Source organism: Uliginosibacterium sp. TH139 (genome assembly GCF_002855595.1).
Taxonomy (GTDB): Bacteria; Pseudomonadota; Gammaproteobacteria; order Burkholderiales; family Rhodocyclaceae; genus Uliginosibacterium; species Uliginosibacterium aquaticum.
In genome coordinates this window covers 16,008-28,556 of record NZ_PKRR01000010.1, presented here as the reverse complement: position 1 = coordinate 28,556, position 12,549 = coordinate 16,008, and the positions used below count along the sequence as shown (strand labels likewise).

At 63.9% G+C, this 12,549-nt stretch carries 12 protein-coding genes; 4 read left to right on the top strand and 8 right to left on the bottom strand.

The genetic code is table 11. The features are described from left to right. Positions 1-8 precede the first annotated feature (8 nt). From C0V76_RS17650 to C0V76_RS17635, 4 genes are all read left to right on the top strand, one after another. Entirely contained in the window at positions 9-1,094 is a 1,086-nt protein-coding gene (locus C0V76_RS17650) for a S9 family peptidase (protein ID WP_158239273.1), read from the top strand. Beyond that, on the top strand, positions 1,091-1,735 hold the full coding sequence (locus tag C0V76_RS17645) for an HAD hydrolase-like protein (RefSeq protein ID WP_101944228.1): 645 nt from the start codon (positions 1,091-1,093) through the stop codon (positions 1,733-1,735). Before C0V76_RS17650 ends, C0V76_RS17645 begins: the two co-directional genes overlap by 4 nt. A 57-nt stretch (positions 1,736-1,792) precedes the next feature. After that, entirely contained in the window at positions 1,793-2,635 is an 843-nt protein-coding gene (locus C0V76_RS17640; protein ID WP_101944227.1) for a DUF4349 domain-containing protein, read from the top strand. A gap of 131 nt (positions 2,636-2,766) precedes the next feature. After that, positions 2,767-3,678: an amino acid ABC transporter substrate-binding protein gene (locus tag C0V76_RS17635; RefSeq protein WP_101944226.1), complete on the top strand. Its 912-nt coding sequence runs from the start codon at positions 2,767-2,769 to the stop codon at positions 3,676-3,678. Between the two features lie 55 nt (positions 3,679-3,733). On the opposite strand, the gene C0V76_RS17630 is transcribed toward C0V76_RS17635, so the two are convergent. From C0V76_RS17630 to C0V76_RS17595, 8 genes are all read right to left on the bottom strand, one after another. Further along, on the bottom strand, positions 3,734-5,065 hold the full coding sequence (locus C0V76_RS17630) for a DUF58 domain-containing protein (RefSeq protein WP_101944225.1): 1,332 nt from the start codon (positions 5,063-5,065) through the stop codon (positions 3,734-3,736). Next, positions 5,062-6,033, bottom strand: coding sequence for a MoxR family ATPase (locus tag C0V76_RS17625; RefSeq protein ID WP_101944224.1), 972 nt, complete (start codon positions 6,031-6,033; stop codon positions 5,062-5,064). Before C0V76_RS17625 ends, C0V76_RS17630 begins: the two co-directional genes overlap by 4 nt. Beyond that, entirely contained in the window at positions 6,030-7,493 is a 1,464-nt protein-coding gene (locus C0V76_RS17620) for a DUF4350 domain-containing protein (protein WP_101944223.1), read from the bottom strand. Before C0V76_RS17620 ends, C0V76_RS17625 begins: the two co-directional genes overlap by 4 nt. Then, positions 7,486-9,015 (bottom strand): DUF4129 domain-containing protein, encoded by a 1,530-nt coding sequence (locus C0V76_RS17615; RefSeq protein WP_101944222.1) that lies wholly within the window; start codon positions 9,013-9,015, stop codon positions 7,486-7,488. Before C0V76_RS17615 ends, C0V76_RS17620 begins: the two co-directional genes overlap by 8 nt. Then, positions 9,005-9,991 (bottom strand): stage II sporulation protein M, encoded by a 987-nt coding sequence (locus tag C0V76_RS17610; RefSeq protein ID WP_101944221.1) that lies wholly within the window; start codon positions 9,989-9,991, stop codon positions 9,005-9,007. Before C0V76_RS17610 ends, C0V76_RS17615 begins: the two co-directional genes overlap by 11 nt. Beyond that, positions 9,988-10,674, bottom strand: a complete 687-nt coding sequence (locus C0V76_RS17605) for an RDD family protein (protein WP_101944220.1) — start codon at positions 10,672-10,674, stop codon at positions 9,988-9,990. The genes C0V76_RS17610 and C0V76_RS17605 overlap by 4 nt, the downstream gene beginning before the upstream one ends. 45 nt (positions 10,675-10,719) lie before the next feature. Next, entirely contained in the window at positions 10,720-11,514 is a 795-nt protein-coding gene (locus tag C0V76_RS17600; protein WP_101944219.1) for a BPSS1780 family membrane protein, read from the bottom strand. A gap of 123 nt (positions 11,515-11,637) precedes the next feature. Continuing rightward, on the bottom strand, positions 11,638-12,534 hold the full coding sequence (locus tag C0V76_RS17595) for a 5'-nucleotidase (RefSeq protein ID WP_101944218.1): 897 nt from the start codon (positions 12,532-12,534) through the stop codon (positions 11,638-11,640). Positions 12,535-12,549 lie beyond the last annotated feature (15 nt).

Sequence of the window (12,549 nt, the reverse complement as noted above, 5' to 3'; positions counted from 1 at the left end):
GCTCATGGATGAAATATCTGGTGAGCCTGTGTCTGGGCATGATGCTGGGAGCGGCTGCGGCCGCTCCTTTGCGTTCACAGACGCCACAGGCCCCGTTCCCGTACAGCGAAGTCGAACTGGAATTCGATAGTCCTTACGAGGCCGGTGTGCATCTGGTCGGTAGCCTGATGTTGCCGCCCGGCAAGGGGCCGCATCCGGCTGTGCTGTTGATTACGGGGTCTGGTCAGCAAGACCGAGATGAGACGCTCTTCGGTCACAAGCCTTTTCTGGTGATCGCCGATTATCTCGCACGACGTGGTATCGCCAGCTTGCGCGTGGATGATCGGGGTGTGGGTAAATCGAAAGGCGCATTGCTGTATGCCACGACCGAGACCTTTGCCAATGATGCTCGAGCTGAACTGGCGTATCTGCGTGCCCGGCCGGAGATGGATGCTACGCGCATCGGGTTGATTGGTCATAGCGAAGGTGGCTTGATTGCCGCCATGCTGGCAGCCGAGCCGAATCAAGCTGTGGCGGGTGTGGTAATGCTGGCGGGGCCGGGCGTCAGTGGCGCGCGCATCCTCTCGAATCAGGTTGAAGATGGCGCAAGGGTGTCTGGTGCTTCTCCCGCAGTGCTTAGTGCGATGGTAGAGGCGCAGGAGCGGTTGATTTCGGTGGTGCTGGCCAGCAAGGCGACGACGGTCGGGCTGGTGAGTGAGTTGACCCTAGCCATGATGGATATTGCTCCCGCGCTGAATGAAACAAACGCGCGCAAAAAAGTGGCGCCTTTGGCGCTACCTTGGTTTCGCTATTTTTTGGCGACTGATCCGGCAAGTTTTCTTGCCAGAGTGCAAAGTCCAGTACTGGCCCTGAATGGCGAGAAGGATATCCAGGTGCGCGCCAGTACCAATCTGCCAGCCATTGAACAAGCTCTCAAGTCAGGCGGAAATCGGGATGTCACCGTCAAGAAATTGCCAGGTCTGAATCACCTGTTTCAGTCTGCTCAGACTGGCCTGCCGGCAGAGTACGAAGCGATTGATGAAACCTTCGCGCCTTCTGCGCTGAAAATCATGGCGGACTGGCTGGATCAGCGGATCAACAAGGGGAAACCATGAGCAAGAAACACGACTTCATCCTCTTCGACCTCGACGGCACGCTGAGCGATCCGCTGCAGGGCATCGGGCGTTCGATCAATTACGCATTGGCACATTTCGGCTACCCGGAGCGGGCGCTGGATGATCTGCGCTTCTGCGTGGGCCCACCCTTGAAATACAGCTTCCGCGAACTCACCGGCACGGATTCCGATGCGCATGTGCGTGAGCTGATCGACAAGTACCGCGAGCGCTACGGCGATGTGGGCTACGCCGAGAACACTCTCTATGCGGGCATCCCCGAGGCGCTGGCGGCCATCGATGCAGCAGGCATTCCGATGGGCTTATGCACCTCGAAGCGGGCCGATTTCGCCGAGCGCATCCTCGATCTCTTCGGCCTGCGCCAACATTTCTACTTCGTCAGCGGTGGCGACGTGGACATCCACAAGTGGGAGCAGATCGCCGCACTCGTGGCCGACGGCATCGTGAGCCGGGCCAGCCTGATGGTGGGCGACCGCGAGGTGGATATCGACGCGGCTCACCGCAACGGCCTGGCCGCTGCGGGCGTGCTGTGGGGCTTTGGCTCGCATGCCGAGCTGGCTGCCGGGGCGCCGCGTTATCTATTCAGTCAGCCCGCTGAAATTTATCCCGCACTGGCAGGCTAACCCGCAGACGGGTATTCGCCCGTTGAAGTGCTACGAGCGTTTTTTCGGAGAGAAACCATGATGCGCAAGTTGGTGAGCGGGATCTGTGTGCTGCTGGTGCTGGCTGCCTGCGGCCGGAAGGAAGAGATGGCGGCTGCGCCGATGCTGGCGGCTGCGCCGGCCGTCGAGATGGCACGCAAGCTGGAGGCGCCTCAGACCGATGCCGGCCAGCCCGCCAGCGTGCCGCGCCATATCGAGTTGCGCCACAACGTGGTGATCGAAGTGGCGGAGGATCGGCTCGAAGCCGTCTGGCGCACACAGCTGGAGGCCTGCCAGTTGCCGGCCTGTGAGGTGGTGGCGGCGGGAATCGCGAACCAGCGCGGTGACATGGCCAGCGCAAATCTTGCACTGCGCATTGTGCCGGGGCGGGCGGGGGAATTGCTGGCGACCCTGCGTGGCTTGGGCAAGTTGGCGCAGCATGAGATGAGTCAGAACGATCGCACCAATGAGGTGGTGGATCTGCAGGCACGCCTGGCCAACCAGAAAGCCTTGCGGGATCGCTTGCGCGGGTTGCTGGCCGGGCGGGTCGACAAGGTGCGTGATCTGCTGGAAGTCGAGCGCGAGCTGGCCCGGGTGCAGGGCGAGATCGATTCGCTGGAAGGCCAGATGCGCGCCACCCTGGCGGTCACCGAGAAAGTCAGCTTCGATATCCAGTTCCGCGCACCGGCCTCGCTGAGCCAGCCCGGTAGCTGGGAGCCGCTGCGCGAGGCCTGGCGCCGGCTGGGCAGCACTTTTGCCGAGAGTCTTGCGATGCTGATGTATTTTCTGGTGGGGGGGGGGCCCTGGTTCGCAGTCGGCGCTGCCGTGTTGTGGGGCGGGCGGCGCTTGTGGCGGGCGCGCAAGTCGGGCCCGAAATCCTAGCCCGGCTTGGCGCTGAGGTACCGCGCAGGGCCGTCTGTCCATCCATCCGATGCTACATTTGTTGTTGTTTTGGCGGAAAAGATCTGTGAGAGGATTCAGATCGTTCGACGTTAAAACTTACGGAGCAGGTGATGGCACAGTACGGCCTGAAGTGGCAGAAAACATTCTCTTGGGCGGTGGTGTTGGCCGTGGCCTGTGGTCTGCAGAGTGGGGCACAAGCCCAGACGCTGGAGAAGATCAGCAAGAGCAAGGTGCTCAACATCGGCGTCCGCGAAGACAACCTGCCTTTCGCGGGCTATAGCCAGGGCGTGGCGTCGGGCTACTCGATCGATCTGTGCCAGAAAGTTGCCGAGCAGATCAGAAAGGAACTGAAGCTCTCCGAGTTGCGTGTGCAATATGTCGTGGTGACGGCGGCTGACCGCCTGGCCAAGGTGCGCGACGGCGTAGCAGACATCGAGTGCGGCACGACCGTGAACACCCAGACGCGCGCCAAGGATGTGGAGTTTTCCTATGCCCACTTCATCGCGGGTACGCGCTTCATGAGCAAGCAGTCCGCAGGCTTGAGCGATTACACCCAGCTTAACAATCAGGCGGTTGGCATCGTCAAGGGCACCACGGCTGAGAAGCTCTTCAACCAGTTGCGCGATGACACACTCAAGTCCATGAAGCTGGTGGTTTTCAGCAAGAATCAGGATGCAATGAAGGCTCTGGAGGCCGGCTCCGTGGCGGCCGTCGCCCAGCTGGACATCCTGCTAGAAGGCATGCGCCAGAGCAGCGCTCAGCCGGCTCAGTACGCGATCAGTACGAAGTCCCTGTCCATCGAGCCGATGACTCTGATGGTCCGGAAAGAAGATCCGGCTTTCAAGGCTGTGGTCGACAAGACCCTCGCGAACCTCTATGCCTCGGGTGAAATCAGTTCGATTTACGAGCGCTGGTTCAAGACGTCCAAGCTGAACACGCCGGTCTCGCTGATGTTGGCGGATTGCTTCAGAAGGCCTTGCAACAGCCGGGCGACAGCACTGGGCCTGGGTTACATGCTCTGAGAAGCGGCTCACGGTCTCGTCGTGAGATCGTAAGCTTCTGGGTGGAGAGCGGCTGTTACAGCCGGTTGGCCGCCTTGACCGCTAGATAGCGGTTCACGGTTTCGATCGCCAGATCTTCGGGCTTTACGTCCAGACACAGTACGCCTTCCGCACGTAGCCGCCGCAGCGTGGCTTCGCGGCGCCGCGCGTAGTCCACCGCAGCGGTGACGCGGGCAGCATCGAAGGCGTCCTGGATGCCTTCGTCCTGCGCCGCATCGAGGGCTGCTTCACGCAGGCTGGCGACCAGCACCAGATGGCGGCTGCTGAGCAGGCGCGCAGCAGCCAGCAAGCCCTGATCATCTTCATCGCGCAGATTGGTCATCAATACCACCAGCGCGCGTTTGCGCTCACGCAGCAGCAATTGTTGGGCCGCGCGTTCGAAATCGCTGACCTGCAGCGTGGGTTGCAGATCGTAGGTCTCGCGCAGGATGCGGCTGACGGTGGCGGCCGAGTGCTGCACCGGCAGGTAGCGTTCGGGGCCGCCGAGGGTCATCAGGCCAACGCGGTCGCCGTGCGAGAGCGCCACATAGGCAAGCATCAGCACCGTGTCCAGCGCGTGATCGAAGTGCGAGAGATCACTCCCCGAGGTTTGCGCGGATTCGTTTTCCCTGGCGCCCATGCGACGACCGCAATCGACTAGGAGGAGGATACGCTGGTCGCGCTCATCCTGATATTCACGCGAAATCATCTTGCCCATGCGCGTGGTGGCTTTCCAGTCGATCTGGCGCATCGAATCGCCTTCGCGATATTCGCGCAACTGTGAGAAATCCATCCCCTGCCCACGCCGCTGCCTTTGCTGCAGGCCGAAGCGCGCATTGCGGTAATCCACCGCGCGCAGCGCGTGGCGGGTCAGCGGTGCAAAGTTGGGATAGACGCGCACCTCTTGCGCTTCGGCGACCTGTACTTGCCTCAACCAGGCCGCCCAGGGCGAGCGGATGCGCAGTTCGATGCGGCCGAAGGCGTGATCGCCGCGGGCCCGCGGGCGTACCCGGTAGCGCAGGGCTTGAGCGTTATTGCCGGCGGTGCGAACGGCTGCGGGCAGCCCTTCCTGCTGAAAGCTGGAGGGATGGTGATCGAACACGCTGAGCTCTGCTGGCACGCGGTGTGCCCAATGAAAGCGCAGTTCCACCTGTGCCCACTCGCCGACGGCGAGTGTGGCATTCACCACGCGCTGGGCGGCAGGCAGGGCTTCGCTGCGCGCGCGCAACCAGTCCACCGCCGCCCATAGCAATAGCGCTACCCCCGCAGCGTTATCGAGCGGCTGCAGGGCGGGTTCGATGGCACTGGCAATGGCCAGTACGAGCCAGGCGGCGAGGGCCGCAAGCAGGGCCTTGGCGGGCAGCATCATGCGCGTGGAGCGTCTGTGCGGGCGAGCAGGCTGGTGAGCACGCTGTCGATCGACAGGCCTTCGATCTCGGCTTCCGGTACGAGGCTGATGCGGTGACGCAGGGCCGGCAGGGCAACACGCTTCACATCATCCGGGGTGACGAATTCGCGCCCGGCGAGCAGGGCCGAGGCACGGGCTGCACGCACCAGCGCAATCGCGCCGCGCGGGCCGGCGCCGATGGCGATTCCGCTCCATTCGCGGGTGTTGCGCACGATGCGTACTGCATAGTCCAGCACAGCCTCGTCGATGCGCAGGCCGGCGGCGATTTGCTGCATGGCGATGAGTTGCTCCGGTGTAGCAACCTGCTGCACGGCTTCGACTTCCAGCTTGTCGCCGGTGCGGCCGGTGCAGGAAGCGGCAACCAGCGCACGCTCTTCATCCAGGCTCGGATAGTCGATCAGCACCTTGAGCAGGAAGCGGTCGAGCTGGGCTTCGGGCAGGGCGTAGGTGCCTTCTTGCTCGATCGGGTTCTGGGTGGCGAGCACCAGGAAGGGCGGCGGTAGCGGAAGCGTCTTGCCTTCGATGGTGACCTGGGCTTCCTGCATCACTTCGAGCAGAGCGGCCTGGGTCTTGGCCGGCGCGCGGTTGATTTCATCGGCCAGCACCAGATTGGCGAAGACCGGGCCGCGGCGGATCACGAACTGGCTGCTGCGCGTATCGAACAGGGTGTGGCCGGTGACGTCGGCGGGCATCAGATCGGGCGTGAACTGGATGCGCGAGAACTGGCCGCCGAAGGTCTTGGCGAGTGCCTTGACCAGCAGGGTCTTGCCGAGACCGGGCACGCCCTCGAGCAGGATGTGGCCGCCGGCGACCAGCGCGCAGAGGGTGTGTTCGACGACGGCGCTCTGGCCGACGAAGACGCGGCCGAGTTCCTGGCGCAGGGCGCGGGCGAGTTCGGTGGCTTCAAGCGGCGTGGTGGGCAGGCTCATGGTTCGGCTCCGGGAAGGGATGGGCGTTGCAGCAGGCGGCATTGCTGGCGCAGCGTGGCAAGGATGCGGGCGCGGCGCAGGAATTCATGCGCGTTGGCAGGATCTGGGCTCAGGGCGCGCTGGATGTCGGCGGCCTTGATGCCGGAAAGGTGTTCGCCGAGTTGCTCGCGGCCCTCGATTTCGGGGTGGCGATGCTGCAGCCCGTCGAGCTGGCGCAGTACGGCTTCGCGCAGCGGGGCGAGCAGGGCTTCGTAGCAGTGCTGGCGGAGCAGGAAATGACCACTGGCGGCGAGGTGCTCGCGCAGGCCCGGGCGCTGCGGCGGCGCATCCGGCAGCAAGGGGCCGAAGCGCGGCATCACCCGGCGCAAGGCGGCCAGCAGCAAGAGGGTGGCAACCAGCAAGGCCTCGGGCGCGTGATCAATGAGCCAGCTGAAGAGGCCCGGGTAAGGTGGCAGCACCAGCATCAGTACCGGGCGCGGCCCGGTCGGCAGGGTCAGCAGACGCACGAAGAAGGCGGCGTGATCAAACTTCTCGATGCGCTCGTTGGTGAAGGGCGCGAAGCTGCCGACGGTGACCATGCCTTCACCGAGGCGGAAGCGAGAATACAGGGCGAGGGTTTCAACGTGGGCGGGCTCGTCTTCCTCGGCGGCATCTGGCGTGTCCTCCTCGCTTGCCGGAGCGGCTGCTTCTGGCGGCGCAGGCGGGCTGTCGGCCAGCGGAATCAGCTCGCTGCGAGACTCCCCTGGCGCCGCTTCGCTATCGGCTTCAGCGGGCGCGGCCGGCTGTGGATTGGGGCCGCTTTCGCTGTGGGCAGGCGGAAGCTCCTGCTCGTCCTCGCTGAGCGGTTCGAACACGTCCGGCTGGTTTTCGTCTCCGGACAGGCTTCCACGCAGGCTGGCCTGCCATTCGCCGGGGCGCTTTGCGAAGAGGCCGGCACGGAAAACCGGCGCATCGTGGAGCACAAGCTGCGCGGCGTGACCCTCGGCGCTGAGTTTGCGCCGGCCAATCAGATCGATATCCACGCCGAATTTCTCACTCATCGCGCCGATCAGTTCGCCGCCGGTCTGCAGGCCGCCGCGAATGTCGATCTGCAATTCGCGCAGGAGCTCGCGATCCTTGTCTTCGGTGCTGAGCGGCAGTACGAGGTGGCCGCCCCGTTTCACCCAGTCAAGCAGCCTGGTGCGCAGTTCCGGGTCGGCGAAACGATCCATGCCGGAGAGCATCAGAGTGCCTTGCGGAGCGAGCTGGTCGAGCGCCCGTTCGGTGCTGGCGAAGTCCGCCGCATAGCCCAGGCGGCCCAGCAGGAGCTGGCCGGCATGCCAGGTGTTGGTGCGTGCTTCTGGCGAGTAGCCGCTGCGGGATTTCTCTTCGCGCCATTCAAGATGCTCGGTCACGTACCAGCCGGCAAATGCCAGCGCACACAGGGCGAGCAGGGCGGTGAGGAGGCTGCGCTTATCCACGCGAAACCTCCTCGAAGTGCTTGCGCCAGTCCTGACACAGGGCTTCGATTTCGGCCGGCGGAATCACCTGATGGGCGTAGGCCAGGCGCTGCCAGCAGCCGAGCAGGCGGGCCAGATATGGCGCGCGGGCGGCGGCTTGCTGACGGGTGCGGTCGAGGCAGTCGCCCTCGGTGTCGCCGCGGGCGAAGGCGACCTGCTCGCGATGGGCGAGGCGCGACAGGCTGCCGCGGAAGAGCAGACTCAAGGCTCCTCGCGCATCGCCTGCGGTGAGCAGGGCGTGTGCGGCGCTGGCCAGATCATCCGGCAGGGACTGCGGGCGGATATCGAAACCGGCGAGTTCGGCGGGCGGTGCTTTGGCTTCCCCACTGTTTCTGAACCAACCGAAGCGACTGGCCAGATACAGCAGCAACCCCAGAGCCGCCAGGATCAGCAGCCAGCCGCCGATGCGCCCGAGCATCGCCAGGGCTTTGCCGATCCACTCGAAAAAGCCCTCCAGCCCTTGGAAGAGTCCGCGCAGCCCGTCCGGCAGCTTGAAGGCATCCTTGTTTTTGGGTTCATCGCTGCTGCGCCAGTGCAGGCGGCGTTCTGTTTCTTCCTTGCCGAAGGCCGGGTCCTGCATTACCTGCTTGATGGTTTCGCCGGACTGGCTGATCTGCGTTTCACGCAGGCTGGCGCTGTCGGCCGCCTCGGCCGGGCTCGGCGTTGCTACGCTGAGCAACAGGCCGAGCAAGATTGCGACGCATACCGAGGCAAGGCCACTGCGCATGGTGTGGCTCAGGGCCAGGCGGCGGAACTGCAGCTCGACATCCCAGGCTTCCAGATCTGTGCGGCGCTTGAGATAGAGCATGAAGCCGCCCGCCACGTAGAGCGGCTCCAGCAGCAGGCTGCAGGCCAGCAGTGGCAGGTAGAGCAGGCAGGAGAACCAAAGTGGCTGCGCCGTGAGGAGTTTCCAGAGCGTCACCCCGGCCGGCATCAGGTCTTCCGGGATCAGGAGCCAGACAAGGCCCAGCAGACCGGTCCACAGAATGGTTTCCAGATGCAGCCAGGCCAGCGTATGCCAGGTTGCGGCGCTGCCGATGCGTCGGCCGAGCAGGCTCTTGCGCTGGCGCCCGGCCTTGCCGCGCAGGCCTTCAAGCTGATCCACCGGCAGCCGGATGCTGCGCGTCAGGCTGAAACGCTCCCAGGTGAGGGCGGCCAGCAGGCGCGAGTTGCGCAGCAGGCCCGGCAATGCGTGCAGACTCTGGCGCAGGCTCGGAATTTCGCCGAACACGGCGTGGCTCACCACATGCAGGGCGAGCCGGTCAAAGACCGGCTTGAGCCACCACATGATCAGCAATACCCAGGAGATCTCGCCCAGCCACAAGGCAAAGATCAGCGTCAGCGCAGCCAGCACCGGCAGGGTCAGCGCGAACCAGGCGGCATACAGCGGGCGGGCGCGGCTCAGCGCGAAGCGCACGCCCAGATCGATGGCCTCCCAGTGATTGCGTGGCCGCAGGGTGACCGACAGGCGTTCAAGATCCATCACGCCTCCCGGCAAAAAGGAAGTACAACAAGGGGGTGAGGATCAGCAGGCTGCCCACACCGAGCTTGATCGGGAAGGCCAGGCGCAAGGGAGACCAGAAGGCTTCGATCAGGGCTGCGATCACCAGCATCACTGCCAGCCCGCAGACCATGCCGATGAGGCTGCGGGCGGTGTGGGCGAGGGCGGCGCTGCGGGTGTGCTGGCCCGGTGCCAGCACCGCGAAACCCAGGCGCAGGCCGGCCGCGCCGGAGAGCACGATCGCCCCCATCTCGAAGCCGCTGTGGCCGATCACGAAGGAATGGAAGTTCTCCGCCAGCCCGGCCTGAATCAGGCGCATCTCGATCACGCCGAAGAACAGACCGTTGTGCACCAGAGCAAAGATCGTCAGCAGTCCGGCGCTGATGCCACCGGCGAAGCAGCGGAAGGCGATACTCACGTTGTTGAAGATGTAGAAACCGAACATCTGGAAATCGGTTGAGGCCTCGCGCGCCACTTGGCCGAGGTTCTTCACCTCGTGGCTGTACATGTGCTCGATCTGGCTGAGTTGCTGCGGATCCAGGATCAGGTAAGCCAGATCCGGTTTCAGGTGCACCGCCAGCATCATCGTCAGCTGCGGGCCGAACAGCAGCAGGGCTGCCGCCAGCACCCACCAGCGCTCACGGCGCACATCACGCGCAAAACCTCCGGCCGCGTAGCGCCAGACGCGCTGCCCCAGATTGCCTTGCGCACCGTAGAGCAGGTCATGCCCTTGCTGGACCAGGGCGTGCAGGCGCTCGACCAGCGATAGGCTGTAGTCGCGGTCCCGTGCCAGGGCGAGTTGTTGGCACAGGTGGCGGTAGCGCTGTGGCAGCTCGTGGGCCGGAAAGGGCGGTTGCTGTGCATTGCGTTGCCGCAGCGGTAGTGCGGCATACGTCAGCCAGGTTTCGAAGGCCGCCCAGTCCTGGCGATGATGCAGTTCGAAAGTGTCCTGCTTCATGTGCGCCGCCCAATCAGATGACTCGCCAGGCCAAGCAGGCGCGCCGCGCCCTGCGGGCCATAGCTGCCTTGCGAGAGCTGGGGCAACAGGCTAGCCAGTTCTTCCTGGCGCGCTGGGGTGAGGCTCGCGGCGCGCTCGGCAAAGGCCAGCAAGGCGCGTTGGGTCGCCCGGTCGAGCGGCTCTGCAGGCGCGATGGCGGCCGTTTTTTCGAGGGCGGGCAGGGCCACCGGTTTCTCGCGATAGACCACCAGGGTGCCGGCCACGATATCGCCAAGGCGGCGGAATTCGTGATGACACAGCATCGTGACAAGGCCGCAGCCGTAAGCCATGGGCAGCATGTCGGCCACGCGCAGCAGGTTACGCGAGAGCGACGCCCCCCAGCCCACGGGCGTGCCATTGTCATTCACCACCATGAGCCCCAGTGCTTTTTTGCCTGGGGTAGCTCCCTGGCGCCAGACTTCGAAGAAAACCGGGTAAAACCAGTCCAGCAGGAAGTAGGCGAGCAGCCATAGCCCGCCGCCGGCACGCCCGAGGCCGCTGGTCAGCGGAATCAGGCACAGCAGCAGGGCCATGCGGATCAGGAGGTCTATCGTCCAGGCAAGGCTGCGCGGCAGGAGGCCCGCCGGGCGCAATTGCAGTTCGATGAGTTCCGGGGTGGTGACGTGACGCAGGGTGTCGAGCATGGGAGTACGGTGGCACCTGTGAGTGCCACCGTGAAGGAGGGCGTTTTACTCTTCGATGTAAATGTCGCGGTAGCCGGCGTAGATCGACACCATGAGCATCGGCAGCACGACCAGCAGGCCCAGTCCGAGCGGGATGGCACCGAGAATCATCAGGATGGTGGCGGTGATGAAATACACCAGACCGGCGAGGAAGTTCTTCCAGCAGCCGGCAAAGCTGGCCTTGATCGCCTCTACGGGAGACAGGTTTTGCAGGGTAATCAGCGCCGGTGCAAACCACAGGGCCGAGTACATCAGCATCGAGATCACAACCATCAGCAGCATGGCGAGACCGAAAGAGCCCATCATGCCCATGATCATTGATGGGTCGATCTGTTGGCCACCCATCAGGGCCGATGCAAAACCAAAGCCCATGATGGCGATGACCGGGATCATGCTGACCAGCATGACGCCGAAGGAAATCAGCCCGAGGATGGCCAGCGGCCCAAACTTCTGCTGGAAGCCAGCGAACAGGTCACCGATAGCGAGGGAGCCATTCCGGCGCTGGTTTTCACAGGCGATCATCACGCCACCGTTGAGTACCGGGAAGAGCACGATGGCCAGCAGGTTCACCAGCGGGATCATCGACACCACCATCCACAGCACGCCGAAAACGATCAGCAGCACGATCCAGCCCAGCGGGCTTTGCTTGAAAAACTCCCAGCCCATGCCGAACCAGGACACACCGCGACCTGCGCTGACCGTGCGGCCACCGGGGATGTACTGACCGTCCTGCTGCCAGTTCTGTTCATCTTCAACGATTGCAGCCGGTGGTGCGTACGGGTTGTTGCCCTGTGTTTGCATGAAAGCGCTCCCTGATCTGTTGTGTGGGGTGTGTATCGCCCGGCAGCATGCCGCAGGGACATGCCGGCTGCAAGTTTGGTGGAGCCGGGTGTCATGTCTTTACGACATCCGGTTGGTACTGCTTCAGGCTTGGCGATAGGGTACCTTGGCGCTGGGCACCAGCGGTGCTGCGCTGGCCAGATGCACATCCTGATCATCGAAAAAGATGTGCGCGCCGAAGGCGGCGAGCACTTCGTGCTTGGTGACGCCGCCGAGGAAGAAGGCTTCGTCCACCGTCACGCCCCAAGCACGCAAGGTGTGTACCACGCGGGCATGGGCCGGGCTGGCGCGGGCGGTGACAATCGCGATGCGCACTGGGCAGCGTTCGGCCGGAAACTGCTTTTGCAGCTTGGCGAGCAGGATCAGTAGCTTGGCGAAGGGGCCTTCGCGCATCGAGTCGAAACGGTGGGCTTGTTCATGGGCGTAAAAGGCGTCCAGCCCTTTTTCCTTGTAGATGAATTCGGATTCGGGCGAAAACAGGACGGCATCGCCGTCAAACGCGATGCGGATCTGTTCCTGCCGCGCGGCGTTGGCGGTGGGCGGGGCGTAGAGCGTGGCGGCGGCCAGGCCGGCATTCACGGCGCTCTGCACGTCATCCTGGGACTTGGAGAGAAAGAGATCGACCTTGAAGGGCTGCAGGTAGGAGGCGATCGGCTCGCCGCCGGAAAAGGCCGCGCGGGTGATCGGCAACTGGTAGTGCTCGATGCTGTTGAATACGCGCATGCCGGTGTCTGCGGTATTGCGTGACATCAGCACCACTTCGACAAACTGCTTGCCTGACACCAGTTCATTCAGGCCCAGCAGGGCTTTCACCAGCGGGAAGGCCGTGCCAGGGGAGAGCACCTGATCTTCGTGGGCACGCTGATAGTCGGAATAGGCTGTTACGCCTTGCTTCTCGTAGAGCGCGTTTTCGCTCTCAAGGTCGAACAGGGCCCGGGAGGAAAGGCCGATAACCAGCTTGTCGGAAAGATCGAATGGCATGTGCGGGCTCCTTGT

Coding starts and splice junctions, on each gene's coding strand:
- C0V76_RS17630 (WP_101944225.1), bottom strand. CDS start 5,065: ATGATGCTGCCCGCCAAGGCCCTGCTTGCGGCCCTCGCCGCCTGGCTC.
- C0V76_RS17595 (WP_101944218.1), bottom strand. CDS start 12,534: ATGCCATTCGATCTTTCCGACAAGCTGGTTATCGGCCTTTCCTCCCGG.
- C0V76_RS17615 (WP_101944222.1), bottom strand. CDS start 9,015: ATGGATCTTGAACGCCTGTCGGTCACCCTGCGGCCACGCAATCACTGG.
- C0V76_RS17625 (WP_101944224.1), bottom strand. CDS start 6,033: ATGAGCCTGCCCACCACGCCGCTTGAAGCCACCGAACTCGCCCGCGCC.
- C0V76_RS17610 (WP_101944221.1), bottom strand. CDS start 9,991: ATGAAGCAGGACACTTTCGAACTGCATCATCGCCAGGACTGGGCGGCC.
- C0V76_RS17635 (WP_101944226.1), top strand. CDS start 2,767: ATGGCACAGTACGGCCTGAAGTGGCAGAAAACATTCTCTTGGGCGGTG.
- C0V76_RS17600 (WP_101944219.1), bottom strand. CDS start 11,514: ATGCAAACACAGGGCAACAACCCGTACGCACCACCGGCTGCAATCGTT.
- C0V76_RS17640 (WP_101944227.1), top strand. CDS start 1,793: ATGATGCGCAAGTTGGTGAGCGGGATCTGTGTGCTGCTGGTGCTGGCT.
- C0V76_RS17645 (WP_101944228.1), top strand. CDS start 1,091: ATGAGCAAGAAACACGACTTCATCCTCTTCGACCTCGACGGCACGCTG.
- C0V76_RS17605 (WP_101944220.1), bottom strand. CDS start 10,674: ATGCTCGACACCCTGCGTCACGTCACCACCCCGGAACTCATCGAACTG.
- C0V76_RS17650 (WP_158239273.1), top strand. CDS start 9: ATGAAATATCTGGTGAGCCTGTGTCTGGGCATGATGCTGGGAGCGGCT.